We start from the raw sequence: 17,067 nt of genomic DNA on the forward strand, positions 1-17,067 counted from the left end.
CGGATCGTACGGACCCGCCCCGCGCCGCCCACGGCCGCCCCCTTGCGCCGCCGCAGCCTGCGGACGCGCGGCCGCGCGGCCGCGCGGCCCCGCGGCCCAGCGCCCCAGCGGCCCATGCGGGAGCAGGCCGCGCCGGTGACGTTACGTCGGCATGACCGATGCCCGTCCCGCCCGTATGCGCCTAACGTCTCTCCCGTCACCGAACCCCCGAAGAAGTGAGCACCGCACCCGAGATGCGCTTCCGTCCCACGACCTCCGCCGACCTCGACCGGGTCACCGCCGTCACCGTCACCGAACCCGTCGGCTGGATCCCCGCCGACCGCTACCTCGACGAGCTCGCCCAGGGCATGTACCGCCCCGGGTGGACCTGGATCGCCGAACAGGACGACCGGGTGGTCGCCCGCGCCCTGTGGTGGGGCCGGGCCGACTCCGCCCACCCGATCGCCCTGGACTGCCTGCACGTCGACGCCTCGGTGCCCGACCGGGCGGCCGTCGCCGCCCGCCTCGTCACGGCCGGCCTCGGAGCCTTCGCCGCGCAGGGCGCACCCAGGGCCCCGCTCTACAACCTCTCCCTGCCCGGCGACGCCGCCGCCGACCCCGCCGTCGCGGCCGCCCTCGCCTGGCGGCGGACGGCCGCCCTGGCGGCCGGGCTCACCGACGAGGTGGAACGGCTCCGGCTGGAGTGGACCCCCGCGGCCGGGCTCCCCGCCACCGGGAACCGGCTCCGCTTCACCGCCGCCCCGGACGAGGAGTTCCTCGACGTGTTCCGGCGGATCGCCGTCGGAACCCTCGACCGGGAGACCCGCCGGAACGTGGAACGCCTCGGCGCCGACGCCACCGCCCGGGAGGAGATGGACTTCTACCTCTCCTGCCCCGGTGACCGCTCCTGGTGGCGGCTGGCCCGCACCCCCGACGGCGAGGTCGCCGGACTGGCCCTCCCCTCGGCCACCCCCTACCACCGCAACGTCGGCTACCTGGGCATCGTCCCCGAGCTGCGCGGCCGCGGACTCGTCGACGAACTGCTCGCCGAGATCACCCGGTTCCACGCCGAGGACGGCGCCGGCCTCGTCACCGCCACCACCGACACCGGCAACGCGCCCATGGCCGCCGCCTTCGCCCGCGCCGGCTACCGCACCGCTGAGGTCAGGATGATCTACACGGCACCGGAGGCATGACCGAACAGCGGGGCCAGTTCGGCGCGGGACCCCACCCCCAGCTTGGGGAAGGCCCGGTAGAGGTGGTGCCCGACCGTGCGCGGGCTGAGGAAGAGCCGCGCGGCGATCTCCCGGTTCGTCGCCCCGCCCGCCGCCAGCCGCACCACCTCCCGCTCCTGCGGGCTGAGCAGGCTGACCGGCCCCTCGTCCCGCGCCGCCAGGTCACCCGTGTCACCGGCCGCCCGGAGCTCCGCCTCGGCCCGCCGCGCCCAGGGCCGCGCGTCCAGCCGGTCGAACAGCTCCAGTGCCGAGCGCAGTTGCTCCCGCGCGTCGACCTTGCGGCGCGTCCGGCGCAGCCACTCCCCGTACAGCAGCGCGGTACGGGCCCGGTCGAAGTCCGCGGCACCGTACAGCCGCAGTGCCGCCAGGAACTCGCCCTCGGCCTCCGCGTCCCGGCTGGTCATGGCCCGGCACCGGTGGGCCGCGGCCCTCAGGGCGGATGTCCCCAGCGCGTCCGCCCACTCGCCGAGCACCCGCACCGGCTCGGCGGCCCGCCCGGCCCGGCCGGCCCGCACCGCCGCCTCGACCAGGTCGGGCACCACCGGCAGCCCCGGCAGCGGATGCCCCGCCCGCCCGTACGCCGACTCCAGCGGCTCCAGCGCCGACTCCGCCCGGCCCAGGCCCAGTTCCAGCAGCCCGCGGGCCCACAGGGCGTCCGCCTCGGCCCGGCCCACACCCCGCGGGACGGCGTACTCCAGGGCCGCCCCCACCTGTTCCCGGCATTCGTCCTCACCGCCGCTGATCGCGGCCGGCCACGCCAGCGCCGCCCGCAGATGGGCCGCCCGGTGGTCCAGGCCGAAGTCCCCGGCGAGACGCAGCGCCTCCTCGGCGTGCGCCCGCGCGTCCGCGTGCCGGCCCAGCGCCAGCTCCGTCCGGGCCAGCAGGTGGAGGGTGGTGGGGAGCCAGCCGCTGACACCCTGCACACGGCAGTGCTCCACCGCCGCCGCCGCGACCTCCCGGGCAGCCGCATGGTCACCCACCAACTGGCAGTAGAGACCCGTGACCAGACGGTCCATCAGGTCCGTGCCCGGTGCCCGTACGGCGTCCAGCAGATCCCGCAGGGCCCCGAGCCCGCCGGGCACGTCCCCGCCGAACAGCCGTGCCGGCACCGCAGCCACGGGCAGCTGCGGGGCCCGCGCCGCGACCTCCGCGACCAGGGCCGCGTCCCCCGCGCTGAACGCCGCGTGCACCGCGTCGGTCAGCAGCCCCGGCAGCACGCCGGGGTCGCCCCGCCCGACCCGGTCGGCGCAGTCCAGCAGGATCCGGGCGGCCGCCACAGGTCTGCGGCAGCCCAGCTCCACCACCGCGCGCACCCGCGCGAACTCCGCGGCCGGCCCCGGGTCCGTGACCGGCAGCGGCACCTGGTCCGCCAGGGCCCCGGACCGCTCGTCCTGCCCGGCGTCGGCCGCCCGGCGCGCGGCCGCGATCAGCCGACGGGCCCGCCGCAGGGGATCGGCGGACAGCCGTGCGGCCCGCTCGTAGGCGGCCGACGCCGAGGCCATCGCCTGCCGGTTCCCCGCCCACTCCGCGACCCGCTCCAGCTCGGCGGCGGCCTCCTCGTCGGGACCGGTGGCCGCCGCGGCCAGGTGCCACGCCCGCCGGTGCCCCTGCCGGACCGGGTCGAGCGCCGCCGCCAGCGCCCGGTGCGCCGCGATCCGCGACGCCAGCGGCGCCCCGTGGTACGCGGCGTACCGCACCAGCGGGTGCCGGAACCGCAGCGTCGACCCCTCGGCGCACGGCCGCACCAGCCCGGCCGCCTCGGCCGGCTCCAGGTCGGCGAGCCCGGCCCCCAGCCCGGCCGCGGCCGCCAGCAGCCGGGGCAGCTCCCCGGTGTCGTCCGCGGCGGCGACCAGCAGCAGCGTCCGGGTCGCCGCGGGCAGCCGGCCGATCCGCTCCGCGAACGCGTCCCGGACCCGGCCCGCCGGGCCGTCCGCCGCCGCGCCCAGCGGGAGCGGCCCCAGCTGTCCGGCCCGCTGGGCCGGCGTCAGCGCGTCCGCGAGCGTCGCGAGCGCGAGCGGATTGCCCCGTGCCTCGTCCAGGACGCGTTCCGCCGCGTACGGCGCGAGCCCCGGCAGCAGTGCCGCGGCACTGGCCCGGTCCAGGCCCTCCACGACCAGCTCCGGAACCCCCGTGACCACCGCGCCCGCGGCGCCGTCACGCACACCGAACAGCACCGCCACCCGCTCGTCGCGCAGCCGGCGCGCGGCGAAGGCGAGCGCGTCCACCGACGGCTGGTCCAGCCACTGCGCGTCGTCGACCACGCACAGCACCGGACGGTCCCGCGAGGCGTCGGACAGCAGGGTGAGCACCGCCAGCCCGACCGTGAACCGGTCGCGCACCGGTTCGTCGGTGAGCCCGAACACCGCCCGCAGGGCCGCCGCCTGCGGGCCCGGCAGCGTGCCGACCAGGTCCAGGACCGGCAGGAACAGCTGGTGGAGCCCACCGTAGGCGAGCTCCATCTCCGACTCGACGCCCTCGGCCCGCAGCACCCGGGCGTCCCCGGCCCGCCGGACCGCGTGGTCCAGCAGCGTCGTCTTCCCGATGCCCGCCTCGCCGCGCAGCAGCAGCGCGCCGCCCGAGCCCCGGCGGGCCTCCTCCAGCATCCGCTCGACGCGTTCCCGCTCGGCGACCCGTCCCCGCACGCTTCCCCCGCACCTTTCCGCCACCGGCCGCGGCCCCCGCCCCGCCGGTCGTACCCGATCTTCTCACCCGGCCCGCCCGCCCCCGGAGAGGCACTATGGGATGAGACACCGCGAGCCGGAGGTGACAGGCATGCCAGAGCACGACAAGGGAGTCGCGCCCCAGCACCTGGAGGAAGCCGTACTGCTCCAGGAACTGGAGGCCATCCACCGGACTCGCCACGAGACCCTGCTGCACGGGTCCGACGAGGCGCTGCGGCACCACTCCACCCGGATGGCCGAACTGGAGCGGGAATACCTCCGCCGTCACCCCGAGCGCGCCCCGGTCCCGGGCCGCACCCGGTCGGGGGCCCGTGCCCGGACCGAGGACCGCTGACCCGTGGCCGTGAAGACGATCTCCAGCGCCGAGGTGTCCGGCGCCCCCTGCTGGGTCAGCCTCCTCACCCACGACATGGCGGCGGCCCAGCGGTTCTACGGCGGTGTCCTCGGGTGGCAGTTCCGCTCCACCCGGCTCGGCGACGAGTTCTCCATCGCGTTCCGCGGCGGCATGCCGGTCGCCGGGCTCGGCGTCAGCGAGGGCCTGTCCGTCCCGGTGGCCTGGACGCCGTACTTCGCGGTCGAGTCGGCCGACGAGGCCGCGGCCCGCATCCGCGAGCGCAGCGCGACCGTGGCCGTCGGCCCGGTGTCGTTCGTCACCGGGCGCGCCGCCCTGGCCGCCGACCGCGACGGGGCCGTCTTCGGGATCTGGGAGGGCCGGGTCCTCCCCCACTGGGGGGTGTTCCAGGAGGCCGCGCCCGTCTGGATCGAACTGCGCACCCGCGACGCCTTCGACGCGGCCATCTTCTATGGTGAGGTCCTCGGCTGGGCGGTGGAACGCCAGGGCGGCTGTGAGGTCAGCTACGAGGGCGACCAGGTGGTGCTGCGCCACGCGGGTCACGGCGTGGCCCGGCTGCGGGGCGGCGCCGTGGAGGCGGACCCGGACCCGCAGGTGCGGCCGCGCTGGCACGTGCACTTCCGGGTGCCGCGGATCGAGGACGCCGTGAAGGCCGCCGTGGACCTCGGCGGGCGGGCCGTCACGTCCGTGGAGGTCGACGGACCGGGTGAGGAGCGCTCGGTCACCCTGCGCGATCCGCACGGCGGGCTGTTCACCGCCACCGAATCCCCGCCCGAGGCCCTGCCGGACACGTTCTGAGCACCCGGCACACCCGACAGGGCCCCGGCCGCACGGTTGGGGCCCTGGGCCGTCCGGGGCCCTGTGCCGTCCGGGACCCTTGCCGTCCGGAACCCGGGGCCGTCCGGAACCCTGGGCCGTCCCGGGCAGCCGCCCCGCCGTCCGGTGCCGCTGCCGGGGCCGGGCGCCCGGCCGTCAGCGGCGGCGGCTGCGGGAGCGGCGTATCCAGAGGCCGACGCCGGCACCGGCGACGGCGGCCACGGCGAACCCGGCGGCGGTCAGCGCGCCCGCTCCCGGGCCGGAGTCCGTTCCGTCACCGGACCCGGCCTGGACCCCCTGTGCCTGGGCCTGAGCCCGGGCCTGGTCCTGCCTCTGCTGCCGGACCCGCTCCGGGTCCGCGGTCGGCGTGGGGGAGACGGCGGCCGGGGAGGTGGCGGCGGGCGGCCGGCCGGCCTGGGGGGCCACGGTCAACTCCCGCTCGGCGCGCCCCAGTCCGGGGAAGCCCGCCTCGACGGTGACCTTCCAGTTCCCGGCCGGGAGGGCCTCGGCCGTGGTCCATCCGCCGCCGGGGCCCGACCCGCCGGGGGCCCGGACCAGCCGCCACGGACCGGCCGTACGGGTGCCGTCGGCGCTGACCGCGTTCACCGTCGCGGCCACCGCCTCCTCCACCTGGTCCCCGTCGTTCTCCCAGGTCACTTCGGTGAGGACACGGCCGTCGCGGTGCCCGACGACGACCACCTTCAGCGTGTCGCCGTGCGCGGTGGCGGCCGGCGCGGCGCCGAGGACCAGTACTCCGGCCAGGGACGCGGCGAGGGATCCGGCCAGCGCCCCGATCCGTGCCGTGCGGCCGGGGCCCGAACTCGTGCGTGTGTGCATTGCGGTGCTCCGATGCTGCGATGCGTGCGATGCGGCGTGTGGGGGGTGCCGGGGCGTGCCCCGGGATGTGGGTACGGGCGGGCGGGCCGCCCCGTGCCGGCCCGCCCGCCCTGCTCGGCCGGCCGGCTCAGCCGGCCTTGCGGACCGCCCAGACCTGGGCCGGGCGGCCGTCGGCGCGCTGGAGGTCGAGCAGCCGGGTCCCGTAGTACGGGCGGTTGCTGACGGTCAGCGCGAAGGCACCGGTGCGGTCGGTGAGGACCATCCCGCCTTCCTTGGCGGTCAGCCGCCACTGCTGCGCCGCGGCTGCGGTCGCGCACGGCTGCTGGGCGACCCACATGCCGGCGGCCGGAGTGCCGCCGGGCTGCAGGCACTTGCCGGACGCGGCGGAGCGGACCCGGACCAGACCGGAGCCGGCGCCGTCGAAGTACCACTGCTGCTGGGCGTACCCGTTGGCCTGTCCGCCGACCAGGACCGTGCCGTCGGCTGAACGGCCGCCCCAGAGTTCGGCGTTCAGACCGGTGGCGCCGTTGGACATCAGGTAGCGGGTGCCGGGTGCGGTGGTGGTGCCCCCGGAGCCGGGGGTGCGGAACGTGGCCGAGCGGCCGGGCCCGCTGTCCCGTCCCTGGGCGTCCCGGACCGACACCGCGACGGTGTGGGAGCTGCCGGGCCGGAGGTTGTAGACGCGCACCGCGGTGCCCTGCACCCAGGTCAGGTGCTTGCCGTCGAACAGGACCTGGTACCAGACCGCTCCCTCGACTCGCGGCCAGCTGACCACGACCGAGTCCGGCTGGATCTGGCCGACGGTCACGGCCGGGCCGCCGCCGGGACGGGGCTTGGTGGGGCTCGGGGTGGGCGTGGGCTTCGGGTTCGGACCGGGGCCGGGATCGGTGCCGCCGCCCCGGGTCCGCATCAGGAACTGGTTGTCCGCGATGTTCCAGTGCGTGGCCAGGTAGCTGCCCGGCTTCGGGCTGGTGTGGAAGTAGTCGTCGTGGTTGCAGTCGAGGATGTTCTCGGAGGCCCGGTTGGTGCACACGTCGCGCATCTTCGGGTAGTACGGGCTGTCCGAGTAGCACATGACGTCCCACTCGTCCGTGCAGTGCGCGCCCCGGCTGGTGTTGGGGGCGCTGTTGTTGACCGCGCCCAGGTTGTGGCCGAGTTCGTGCGCGGCGGTGTGGCCGCCCCAGCAGCCGGTGTCGGTCCGCCCGTAGGAGGGGCCGAAGTTGCTGAGGTTGTTCTGCCCGGGGCGCTCGTCACCGTTGAAGGTGCCGATCCCGCAGTACACCTGGGAGTCCGCGAAGATCATGTACTTGCGGTCGCGCCGGTCGAGGCCCTTGGCGGCCAGCGCCCGGTTGGTGGCGCTGAACTCGGCCAGGGCGGAGTCCGGGAGCTCGATGTTGAGCACGGTGGGCGTGCAGTCGGCCGCCGTCACGTACCGGATGTGGCGGATGCCGCCGGTCTCGCGGGCACTGGCCGAGTAGATCATGTCGGCGTCGGCGGCCCACTTCCGGAAGGAGGCGACGTACTGGGAGTACCGGTCGCGGCCGGGGCCGTGGACGTACACCACCTGGACCCGGTTGCCGCTGGTGCCGTCGCCGTCGCACTGGACGGTCTGCCCGGCGGGTCCGGCGGCGGCGGTCGTGCCGGAGGTGGCGGCGGGCGAGGGCGGCGGCCCCGCCGGGCTGCCCGACGCGCTCCGGGCGTCGGCGGCGGGCGTGTCCTGAGAACGCTCGCCGCCCTGCTCCGGGGTGGGGTCCTGGGCCGCGGGCTTGGCCGGGTCGGCCGCGGCGGCCACGGTACGGACCGCGGGCGGGGTGTCCTTCTTGATGTCCACGCCCTTGGGCGGGGCGTCGGGGCCGTGCGTGCAGTGCCCGGCCTCGGTGCTGTAGACGCCGGCGCAGCGGTCGCCGCGCGGGGCGGTCTTCAGGCCGTCGTAGACCATGCCCCGGGCCGGCTCGTTCGCCGGCTTCTTCCCGATCGGCTTCGGTTCCTCGTCCCTGGCCGGTGCGGCGGCCGGGACGGGAACCTCGGACGAGTGCGCCCCGAGCTGGGCGAGCGTGGTGCCGGAGTCCGTGCGGCCCGCCTCGTAGGCGAACCCGCCGGCGATCACCGCCGCCACGGCCATGGCGGCGGTGACGCCTATGAACCGTCTGCGCGGCGCCCGCTGACGTTCCTTCATCCTTCGATGTTTGGACATGCGCACCTCAATTCTGTGGTCAGGAGACTGGGTGCGCGGAAGCCTGCCAGACCGTCTGGGTGGAGAATTCGGACAAAGGGGAGGGCTGTCGAAGAATCCATTCCGTTACCTGCGGAGTGGATCTGATGAACACTCAACTCCCTTGCAAATAAAGGGAGTTACGCGCGTCGCGGACCCTTGGTCCAGGCCTTTTCCGTGATCTCGTTATGCAATCGAAATAATCGCGGGCAGGTTATTGACGTGAATTCAGTAAAAGATTCACCTTTCCATCACCTCGCGAATATCCCCGGTCACCACTCGTGATCGCCGACGGCCGCCGCGCCCAGCGGCGCGGCGGTCCGGGACCCGAGCCGGGCCGTGGGATGCTCGATCCGCCGCGCAGGGCCGACCGGAGAGGGAGTCACCAGTGAGCAGCCCTACGGACCACACCGCCTTCCCCCCGGACCCCGCCCGCCCCCGGCCCGGCTCCGCCGGCCACCCCGGCGACACGGGGACCGGGACCGGGACCGGAACCGGGGCCGGGGCCGGATCGGGGCCCGACGGGCACGGCCGCTCGACGCTGCGCGTCCTGGTCCTCGCCGGCTCCTCCCGTTCCGGCTCGGTCAACCGGCGCCTGGCCGGACTCGTCGCCGACCTGATCACCCGGGCCGGCGCGACCGCCGACCTCGCCACCCTCGAGCAGTTCCCCATGCCCGGCTACGACGGCGACGCCGAGGCCGATCAGGGACCGCCGCCGGGCGCCGAAGCCCTCCGCGACCGGGTGGCCGCCGCCCAGGCCCTGGTCATCGCCTCACCCGAGTACAACGCCTCCGTCCCCGGAGTCGTGAAGAACGCCGTCGACTGGGTCTCCCGCTTCCGCCCCCAGCCGTTCAAGGACAAGCAGACCCTGCTCGTCTCGGCCTCGCCCTCCATGGTCGGCGGCAACCGCGGCCTGTGGGCGCTGCGCGTACCGCTGGAACACCTCGGCGCCCGCGTCTACCCGGACATGTTCAGCCTGGCCATGGCCCACCAGGGGTTCGACGAGGAGGGCCGGCTCACCGATCCCGGCCTCGGCGAACGGCTGCACGCCACCATCGAGTCCTTCCTGGACCTGGTCGAGGCGGACGTCCGCTACCTCTGCCTGCGCCACCGCTGGTACGAGTTCCTCGGCGACCGCTCCGACGCGCTCGTCACCGCCCGAGCCCAGGACTGACGTGCCCGGCGCGACGGCGGACGCCCCGGACCCCGTGCCCGGCGGCACCTCCGGCCGCCGCCGGGCGGTACGCGCCGGACTGGTCGGCGCCGCCGCACTGGCCGCCGGCCTGGCCGGCGCCTCGGCGGGACCGACCGCCACCCTGGCCCGGCCGGGCGCCACCCGGGCACGCCCCGCCGGCCCCCGGGCCGCCCTCCGCGAACTCGCGGCGGGCAACCGGCGCTGGCGGACGCTGCACGAGAAGCACCCCGACGAGACCCGGCCCGTCCGCCAGGCGCTGATCGGCGGGCAGCACCCGTTCGCCGTGGTCCTGGGCTGCGTGGACTCCCGCGTGCCCCCGGAACTCGTCTTCGACCAGGGCCTCGGGGACCTGCTCACCGTGCGCTCGGCCGGCCAGGTCCTGGACGAGGCCGTGCTCGGCAGCATCTGCTACGGGGTCCTGGAGCTGGCCATCCCGCTGATCGTGGTGCTGGGGCACCAGTCCTGCGGCGCGGTCGCGGCGGCGGTCCGCGCCGACGCCGGCGGCGGCCCCCCGCTCCCCGCCCACCTGCAGTACCTGGCCGACCAGATCCGTCCCGCCATCGACCGCACCGCGCACGGCGGGGCGCGCGTCGACGCGACGGTCACCGCCAACGTCCGGCGGGTCCGGGCGCGCCTGGCCGCCGAGCCCGACCTGGCCGCCCGGATCACCACCGGTCACCTGGACGTCGTGGGCGCCCGCTACGAACTGGCGACGCAGCGGGTGGACCGCGTCGACTGAGCAGGGCGGCCCACCGACCCACTGGCCCGCCGGCCCACCGACCCGCCGGCTCCGCTGCCCGGCCGGCCCGCTGTCCGGCCTACTCGAAGCGCGAGGCGTCCCCGGCCCCGTACCGCAGGACCTCGGCCTCACCGCCGGAGTAGTCGATCACCGTGGTGGGCCGGGTCCCGCAGTCGCCGGAGTCCAGCACGGCGTCCACCTGGTGGTCCAGCCGTTCCTTGATCTCCCAGCCCTGGGTGAGGGGTTCCTCCTCGCCGGGCAGCAGCAGGGTGCTGGAGACCAGCGGCTCCCCGAGCTCCGCCAGCAGTGCCCGCACGACCAGGTGGTCCGGGATGCGGACTCCGACGGTCTTCTTCCGCGGGTGCGCCAGCCGGCGCGGCACCTCGGGAGTCGCACGCAGGATGAACGTGTAGGGCCCCGGGGTGGCCGCCTTCACCGCGCGGAACACGTCGTTGTCCACGTGCACGAACCGGCCCAGCTGCGCGAAGTTCTCGCACACCAGGGTGAAGTGGTGCCGGTCGTCCAGGCCGCGGATCGCGCGGATCCGATCGATCCCCTCGCGGTTGCCGAGCCGGCAGCCCAACGCGAAGCAGGAGTCGGTCGGATACGCGACCAGCGCGCCGGAGCGGATGCTGTCCGCGACGCCGCTGATGGTGCGGCGCTGCGGGTTCTCGGGGTGCACGTCGAAGTACTTCGCCATTCCCCGAGCGTACGCCCGCCGGCCGGCGCGGCCCGGTCAGCAGTACAGCCTGTCGCCCGGTGTGACCCCGAGGAGCCGGGTGAACTGCTGGTACTTGTCGACCCTGCTCTGCACCTGCGCGGGGTTGCCGCCGTTGCACTCCAGGGCGCCGTTGATGGAGCGGATGGTCTCGCCGAAGCCCGCGCCGCCGGTCATGGCGGTGTGCGCGGTCATGGTCCCCGGCCCGTTCTGGGTGTTCCAGTACCACAGGGCGGTCTTCATGGCGACCGCGGGATCCCGCTCGACGAGGAACGGGTCGTTCAGCAGGTCGAGGCCCAGGGCGTCGCCCGCGGCCTTGTAGTTGAAGTTCCAGCTGAGCTGGATCGGGCCGCGCCCGTAGTACGCCGCCTGCCCGGCGGGGCACCCGTACGGCTGGTTGCGGTCGCAGTAGTGCGGGTAGTTGGCCGTGTTCTGCTCCACGACGTGGACAAGCCCGCCGGTCTCGTGGGAGACGTTGGCGAGGAAGGCGGCGGCCTCGCGGCGCCGGGTGGTGTCGTCGCCGGTGCCGGCGAAGCCGGGGTAGGCGGCAGCGGCCGCGACCAGCCCCTGGTAGGTGTAGAACGGGTTCCGGTTCGGGAACATCTGCTGGAACTGGGCCTCGCTGACCACGAATCCGGACGGGTTCGGCTCCTGTCCGCCGCCACCACCGGTCCCGCAACCGCCCTGGTCGGCCCACACCCCCCACTGTCCGGTCGTGCCCGGGGTCTCGCCCTGGGTCCACCACTTGGCCTGCCAGTTGTGACCGCCGTGCGAGACCGTGGCCCCGCCCGTGTAGACGGCTCCGGCGGTCCAGGGGGCCGCGCAGTCGACGGCCGCGGCGGTGGCGGAGGGGAGGGCCGCCGACAGGCCGACGACGGCCGCCGCGGCCGTGGCCAGGGACAGCAGGCGGTGTCGTAGCCTGCGCTTGGGTGCGGTGTTCATCCAACTGCTCCTCAAGTGGGGGGGTTGCCCGGCACGGGCGGTGCCGCCACTCAACCGAGAATGGTCTGGACCTGTCAAGGTCCAGACCATTCTCGGTGTCAGGGAGCGTAGAGGCCCGGGGGATCAGTCCCCGCCGGACTCGGTCAGCTGCCGGAACCGCTCGGGGAGCGCGCTCAGCCAGGCCGCCCGCTCGGTGGCGACCTCCCTGAGCCGGTCGTCACCGCTGCGGGCGACCAGGTGGCCCATGTACCGCTCGTTGAACCGGCCGTACTCGCGGTGCAGGGTGCGCAGGGCGCGCCCCACCCGCCGCTCGTCGGCGCGGGCCAGCTCGGCGACCTGGCCGGTGTGGGCCTTCCAGCGGCCCTCGACGGCCTGTTGCAGCAGGGACGCCAGCTCGGCCGCCCGGCCGATGACGTCCAGCACCTCCTCGGGGCGCATGCCGAGGGCGTCCGCCAGCGCCAGCGTCTGCCGGTCGGTACCGGTCCACTGGTTCGAGGACTCGGCGCGGGCGTAGGCCCGGGGGTCCATGCCGATGCGCCGCGCCAGCCGCTCGGCGGTGAACTGCCGGCCCAGCCGGAACTCCCGCAGGGTCGTCGGGCGCAGGGCCATCAGGGTCGGCACCGGGCACCAGAGGGCGTCGGCGAGGGCGAACAGCTCGACCTCGGTCGGCACCGCGGTTCCGGCCTCCCAGGCGAGGACCGCCTCGGGCGGCCGCGCCAGCCCCAACTGGGCCATGCCCGAGGCGACCTGCTCGGGCGTCATGCCCATCCGGGCGCGGGCGGCCCGGGCCTCGGACGGCGAGAACGGGGGTGTCTGCACGGGGGATCACCTCGGTGGGCGGCGGCTCCGCGGGCCTCGTGACCGGGGGCCTGCGGAGCCGGCGGAGCGTACGGGCGGACCGGCGGGCCGGTGGGCCGGTGGGCCGGTGGACTCGTCCCGGCGGTGGCGGGCGGGGCGAGGTCCACCGGGGGTGACGGGTTCAGCGGGCGCCGGGGGCGGAGCCCTGCCAGCCGCTCCAGCCCTCCCCGCCGTCGCCGTGCTGCCCGGCACCGTGCCCGCCGTGCCCGGCATGGCCGCCGTACGGCTCGTGTCCGCCGTAGGTCTCCTGCGCGCCGTACGTGTCGTGCGCGCCGTACGTGCCGGGGGAGCCGTGGGGGCCGTGGGCCGCGTAGGAGCCGTGGGCTCCGTACGCGCCCCGCCCGGCCGGGTCGTTCCCGGGGTACGGGTCCGGCTCCGGGTCCCCGTCCTGTTCGGCGAGGCCGCCCCAGTCGATGTCCGCGCGCGCGTCGGCGCGCCGGCCCAGGACGTGGAAGAACAGGTTCAGCAGCACCGCCGTGAGGCTGCCCAGGGTGATCCCGCTGCCGAGCACCGCCCGCACCTCGGTGGGCATCCGCTCGAAGAACGGCTCCACGGCCGTCGGGAGCATCGCGGCGCCCAGACTGACCGCCAGGATCAGCGCGTTGCGCTCCTCGCGCAGGTCCACCTTGGCCAGAATCTGGATGCCCACGCACGCGACCATGCCGAACATCGCGACGGCCGCCCCGCCGAGCACCGGGAGCGGGACGGAGGCCACGACGGCGCCCGCCTTGGGCACCAGGCCCAGAAGGATCATGAAGACTCCGGCGGCGACCACGACGAACCGGCTGACCACCCGCGAGATCCGCACCAGGCCGATGTTCTCCGCGAAGGCCACGTACGGGAAGGAGTTGAGGACGCCGCCGAGCACGGTGGCGAGACCGTCGGCGCGCAGTGCCCGGCCGACCGTGTCGCCGTCCACCTTCCTGCCGGTGATCTCGCCCATGGCGTAGACGTCGCCGGTGGTCTCCACCATGGTGATCAGCATGACGACGACCATCGCCAGCATGGGGAACAGGGAGAACTCGGGCGCGCCGTAGTGGAACGGGGTGCTGACGCCGAACCAGTCGGCCCGTTCGACCGCGCCGAGGTCGGCGTCCCCGAGGAGCCAGGCGACGGCGGTGCCGCCGACCAGGCCGATCAGTACCGCGACGCTCCGCAGGAACGGCCCGCCGAACCGGGCGACCAGCAGGATCAGCAGCAGGGTCCCGCCCGCGTACGCGATGTGCTCGGGGGCGCCGTAACCGGGGGTGCCCACCAGGTCGGGGCCGCCGCCGACGTCGCGGAGCGCCACCGGGATCAGCACGATGCCGATGACGGTGAGGAGGGTGCCGGTGACGATCGGCGGGAAGTAGGCGGCCAGGCGTCCCACGAACGGGGCGAACAGGAAGGTGGCGATGCCGCCGGTGATCACGGCCCCGTACACCACCAGCAGCCCGGCGGTGCCACCGCCGGCGCCCTGGCCGATGGCGATCATCGGGGAGACGGCGGTGAAGGTCGCGCCCTGGACCAGGGGGAGCCGGGCTCCGATCCGCCAGAAGCCCCAGGCCTGGATGATGGTGGCGATGCCCGCCGTGACCAGGTCGGCGTTGATCAGGTACACGAGTTCCTGGGGCGAGAGGCCGAGACTGTTGCCCAGGATGATGGGGACGATGACCGCGCCGGCGTAGAACGCCAGGACGTGCTGGAAGCCGTAGAGCGACAGCCGGGAGAGCGGGAGGACCTCGTCCACGGGATGTGGCTGTCCGGAAGCCGGTGTTCTTCGGCGCGGGGCCAGTGGTGCCATCTCTGCCTTGCCTTCGAGGTAGGTGAATGAGAGGAGCGCGCGCGACGTCGCTCGCGCGGGGAGGGGCCTCGGGAAGGCGCGGAGGGCCGGCCGCACGGATCAGGCGGCTCGCCGGGAATGACGGCACGGGATTACCGGTACGCGTTCGGGCGTCGAGGCGGAACCCGGCCGATACTGTCGAAGGAACCCCTGGTTCCGCAAGTGGAGGACCATGTTTTTGTCGGCGAAACCCGCCGGTAATTTATGAATCGATGGCCAAACGTCTCAACAGGTGCGGATTTCGTTGCCGGAGTGGGGTCGTGGCCCTGGGGTTGGCCGACCCTCTGACGGGGCGTTACCGGCCGAGTGCCGCCAGGAGTTCGCGTTCGCGGGCGGCGCTGAGCCCGGCCCGGCGCTCGCGGCCCAGGCCCGCCTCCCGCTCCCAGCGCAGGAGGTCGGCGAGCATTTCCCCGCGGGGGCGGTGCCGCAGCCCCGCCGCGCTCGCCGCGGCCCCGCTCCGCGCGCAGAACCCGGCCCACTCCCCTCCGGGCAGCCACATGGCGAGCGACTCGGGGCCCATGAACGGCGCCACGCCCTCCGCGGTCAGCCAGGCGGGGTCGGCGTGCACGACCGGGCCGGTGTGTCCGCCGGTCGCGCGTGACAGCGCGATCCACTCCCCGAACGGCAGCACCGGCCCGACCGCGTCACAGGTGCCGGTGGTCCCGGCCTCCGCGCAGTCCAGCAGCCACGACGCGAGGTCGCGGGCGTCCACCACCTGGGTCGGCAGTCCAGGGGAATCCGGTACCAGCATCGGGGCCAGCGGCTCGCGGGCCGCACGTGTCACCCAGTAGCCGCTGCGCCCGCTGTGGTCGCCGGGGCCGCCGATCAGTCCCGCCCGGGCGATCAGCAGGCGGTCCCCGACGGCCGCCGCCGAGGCCTGCTCGCAGGCCACCTTGGCGCCGCCGTACTCGTCGCGGCCGACCTCGTCCCGGTCCACGGCGGGGAGCAGTCCCGCCGACTCGTCCGCGCCCGGCCGGTCGTGGGTGGCGTAGGCGCTGACCGACGACACGTACGTCCAGTGCCGGGCCCGCCCGCCGAGGGCGGCCAGCGCCCCGCGCACCCAACCGGGCTGCCAGGACACCTCGACGACGGCGTCCCAGTCCCGGCCGGCCACGGCCGCGTACGCCCCCGGCCCGCGCCGGTCGGCGGCGACCAGCGTCGCGCCCGCGGCCACGCCCCCGCTCTCACCACGCGCCAGGCAGGTCACCCGGTGCCCGCGCTCGACCGCCTGCCGCGACACCTCACGGCCCACCCACGCCGTACCGCCCAGCACCAGGATCTCCATGCGCCCCACCCAACCACCCGCAGCTCGTGGGTGTCTCGCCGCTTCGCCGAGGGCTGATCGTGCGGCGGGCCGGCCGCCCGGTGGGGTCAGCGGCCCATCAGGTCACGCAGCAGGGCGAGTTCGGCCGGACTGAACGGAACGTCAGGGCGGAGCCGTTCGGGATGGCCGGCCGGTGGGCGGGTGAGCAGCGGACGTCCTCCGGCCGGCCGCCGCACCTCCGCGGCCTCGGCTGCGCGCAGCACTTCGCCGCGCAGCAGCATGGTGCCGAACCCGACCAGTGCCGCCCACAGGGCGCGCGCCGCGCGCCGCACCCAGGAGGACGATCCCCCGGCCGCCACGTCCGCCACCGCCCACCTCCGTACGCCGTACCGCCTCGGACGAGGGAGCCGGCCCCGCCGGGCCGGCTCCACACCCGCCCGATGCTCCCGCCGTCCACTCGACGCCACCTGGGCATCCACTCGGGCCCCACCAGAGCCGCGCCCGCACTCCCGCCCCGCGGCCCGCACGCCCACCCCACGCGCGGCACCCCCGAGCCCCGCCGCGCCCGGAGCGCACGCTGGCCGTACGCGGAGCTCGACGACCTGGCGGCCACCGGTACCGCCCCGGCGACCGCGTCACCGCCCTCCCGGACGGTGGCTACCTCCACCAGGGGCGGCTCGACCAGCAGGCGCAGGCCAACGGCTCCCGGGTCAACTCGACGAGTCCGAGGCGGCGTTGCGCGAACAGCCCCGGATGGACGAGGCCGCCGTCACAGCCGTGGAGAACCCCGGCAAAGGCACCGATCCGGCCGCCGCCGGTCCGTCCCCGGGTCGGACCGGCGGGGGAGCGGCCGGCTCCGTTGTCCGCCGGATGGCCCCGGTGCGGCTCGGGGGACGCCGGGCGGGTCTTCCGTACGATCGAGGCGGCCGGGTGGCCGGATCCGCGGAAGGAGCGGCGCGAGATGAACACCGTCGAGAACGACGACCAGGTCAGCGTGCATCTGACCGACTGTGACCGGGAGGCGGCGAACGAGGTCTTCGCCGTCCTCGAAGCAGCCTTCCCCCAGGCCTCGCCGCCGGCGGGGCCCAAGACGGCCGGGGAAGTGAGCGCCGCCACCGTCTGGTCCAGGACCGTGAACGTACGTGACCGCGGCCGGTCCGGCGCCGGCGGCGCGGCCGCCCCGGGGCGGGACGCGGCGGCCACCGCCGCGCTGTACGGGGCCGCCGACCCGGTCCGGCAGGTACGCGAGGCACTGGAGCAGGTCTTCGCCTCCGAGTACCTCGGCACCGTCCCCGGCGAGCACGAGCTGGAGGTCCACCTCCGTCTCACCGGCCGCGGACACGGCTGACGGCCCGACCGGCCTGACCGGCCTGAGCAGCACGACCGGCCGGAAAGCCGCCGCCGCTCGGGCCCCGCT

Annotated in this window: 15 protein-coding genes; 6 read left to right on the forward strand and 9 right to left on the reverse strand. The window is 75.5% G+C overall.

Annotation, left to right across the window (positions count from 1 at the left end):
* Positions 1–215: 215 nt before the first annotated feature.
* On the forward strand, positions 216–1,175 hold the full coding sequence (locus tag ACFY61_RS14530) for a GNAT family N-acetyltransferase (protein ID WP_389471467.1): 960 nt from the start codon (positions 216–218) through the stop codon (positions 1,173–1,175).
* Here ACFY61_RS14530 and ACFY61_RS14535 read toward each other — a convergent pair.
* The gene (locus tag ACFY61_RS14535; protein WP_389471468.1) at positions 1,154–3,856 is read right to left on the reverse strand and encodes an ATP-binding protein; all 2,703 of its coding nucleotides are present in this window, start codon (positions 3,854–3,856) and stop codon (positions 1,154–1,156) included. The genes ACFY61_RS14530 and ACFY61_RS14535 overlap by 22 nt on opposite strands.
* Before the next feature lie 130 nt (positions 3,857–3,986).
* On the opposite strand from ACFY61_RS14535, the gene ACFY61_RS14540 reads away from it, so the two are divergent.
* Together ACFY61_RS14540 and ACFY61_RS14545 are read left to right on the forward strand one after the other, a co-directional pair.
* Positions 3,987–4,229, forward strand: a complete 243-nt coding sequence (locus tag ACFY61_RS14540) for a DUF6158 family protein (protein ID WP_389471471.1) — start codon at positions 3,987–3,989, stop codon at positions 4,227–4,229.
* 3 nt (positions 4,230–4,232) lie between these two features.
* Positions 4,233–5,045: a VOC family protein gene (locus ACFY61_RS14545; protein ID WP_389471474.1), complete on the forward strand. Its 813-nt coding sequence runs from the start codon at positions 4,233–4,235 to the stop codon at positions 5,043–5,045.
* 174 nt (positions 5,046–5,219) lie between these two features.
* Here ACFY61_RS14545 and ACFY61_RS14550 read toward each other — a convergent pair whose 3' ends face one another.
* On the reverse strand, positions 5,220–5,900 hold the full coding sequence (locus ACFY61_RS14550; RefSeq protein ID WP_389471475.1) for a hypothetical protein: 681 nt from the start codon (positions 5,898–5,900) through the stop codon (positions 5,220–5,222).
* A 127-nt stretch (positions 5,901–6,027) separates the two neighbouring features.
* Positions 6,028–8,076 (reverse strand): RICIN domain-containing protein, encoded by a 2,049-nt coding sequence (locus ACFY61_RS14555; RefSeq protein WP_389471478.1) that lies wholly within the window; start codon positions 8,074–8,076, stop codon positions 6,028–6,030.
* A 577-nt stretch (positions 8,077–8,653) separates the two neighbouring features.
* Between ACFY61_RS14555 and ACFY61_RS14560 the strand changes: the two genes are divergently transcribed.
* Entirely contained in the window at positions 8,654–9,286 is a 633-nt protein-coding gene (locus tag ACFY61_RS14560; protein WP_389472069.1) for an NADPH-dependent FMN reductase, read from the forward strand.
* 1 nt (position 9,287) lies between these two features.
* Complete coding sequence (locus ACFY61_RS14565; protein WP_389471480.1) at positions 9,288–10,046, forward strand: carbonic anhydrase; 759 nt, start codon at positions 9,288–9,290, stop codon at positions 10,044–10,046.
* 79 nt (positions 10,047–10,125) lie between these two features.
* Here the strand turns inward: ACFY61_RS14565 and ACFY61_RS14570 are convergent, their stop codons facing one another.
* The 6 genes from ACFY61_RS14570 to ACFY61_RS14595 form a co-directional block, all read right to left on the reverse strand.
* The gene (locus ACFY61_RS14570) at positions 10,126–10,746 is read right to left on the reverse strand and encodes an L-threonylcarbamoyladenylate synthase (RefSeq protein ID WP_389471482.1); all 621 of its coding nucleotides are present in this window, start codon (positions 10,744–10,746) and stop codon (positions 10,126–10,128) included.
* 36 nt (positions 10,747–10,782) lie between these two features.
* Positions 10,783–11,706 (reverse strand): glycoside hydrolase family 19 protein, encoded by a 924-nt coding sequence (locus ACFY61_RS14575; protein ID WP_389471485.1) that lies wholly within the window; start codon positions 11,704–11,706, stop codon positions 10,783–10,785.
* Positions 11,707–11,829: 123 nt separating this feature from the next.
* Entirely contained in the window at positions 11,830–12,525 is a 696-nt protein-coding gene (locus tag ACFY61_RS14580) for a transcriptional regulator (RefSeq protein ID WP_389471487.1), read from the reverse strand.
* A 160-nt stretch (positions 12,526–12,685) separates the two neighbouring features.
* Positions 12,686–14,293 carry a solute carrier family 23 protein gene (locus ACFY61_RS14585; protein WP_389471489.1) on the reverse strand — a complete coding sequence of 536 codons (1,608 nt, stop codon included), beginning with the start codon at positions 14,291–14,293 and terminating at the stop codon, positions 12,686–12,688.
* 388 nt (positions 14,294–14,681) lie between these two features.
* Positions 14,682–15,671, reverse strand: a complete 990-nt coding sequence (locus tag ACFY61_RS14590; protein ID WP_389471491.1) for an oxidoreductase — start codon at positions 15,669–15,671, stop codon at positions 14,682–14,684.
* Between the two features lie 86 nt (positions 15,672–15,757).
* Positions 15,758–16,018: a DUF6059 family protein gene (locus tag ACFY61_RS14595; RefSeq protein ID WP_389471493.1), complete on the reverse strand. Its 261-nt coding sequence runs from the start codon at positions 16,016–16,018 to the stop codon at positions 15,758–15,760.
* Positions 16,019–16,611: 593 nt separating this feature from the next.
* Here ACFY61_RS14595 and ACFY61_RS14600 point away from each other — a divergent pair.
* A complete protein-coding gene (locus ACFY61_RS14600) occupies positions 16,612–16,998 on the forward strand; it encodes a hypothetical protein (RefSeq protein WP_389471495.1) in 387 nt (128 codons plus the stop codon).
* Positions 16,999–17,067 lie beyond the last annotated feature (69 nt).

Origin of the sequence: Streptomyces sp. NPDC012888 (genome assembly GCF_042900645.1) — a bacterium.
Taxonomy (GTDB): Bacteria; Actinomycetota; Actinomycetes; order Streptomycetales; family Streptomycetaceae; genus Streptomyces.

Bases quoted from the DNA above. Each gene is read 5' to 3' on its own strand.
- ACFY61_RS14540 (WP_389471471.1), top strand. From the start codon at position 3,987: ATGCCAGAGCACGACAAGGGAGTCGCGCCCCAGCACCTGGAGGAAGCC.
- ACFY61_RS14550 (WP_389471475.1), bottom strand. From the start codon at position 5,900: ATGCACACACGCACGAGTTCGGGCCCCGGCCGCACGGCACGGATCGGG.
- ACFY61_RS14555 (WP_389471478.1), bottom strand. From the start codon at position 8,076: ATGAAGGAACGTCAGCGGGCGCCGCGCAGACGGTTCATAGGCGTCACC.
- ACFY61_RS14570 (WP_389471482.1), bottom strand. From the start codon at position 10,746: ATGGCGAAGTACTTCGACGTGCACCCCGAGAACCCGCAGCGCCGCACC.
- ACFY61_RS14575 (WP_389471485.1), bottom strand. From the start codon at position 11,706: ATGAACACCGCACCCAAGCGCAGGCTACGACACCGCCTGCTGTCCCTG.
- ACFY61_RS14590 (WP_389471491.1), bottom strand. From the start codon at position 15,671: ATGGAGATCCTGGTGCTGGGCGGTACGGCGTGGGTGGGCCGTGAGGTG.
- ACFY61_RS14600 (WP_389471495.1), top strand. From the start codon at position 16,612: ATGAACACCGTCGAGAACGACGACCAGGTCAGCGTGCATCTGACCGAC.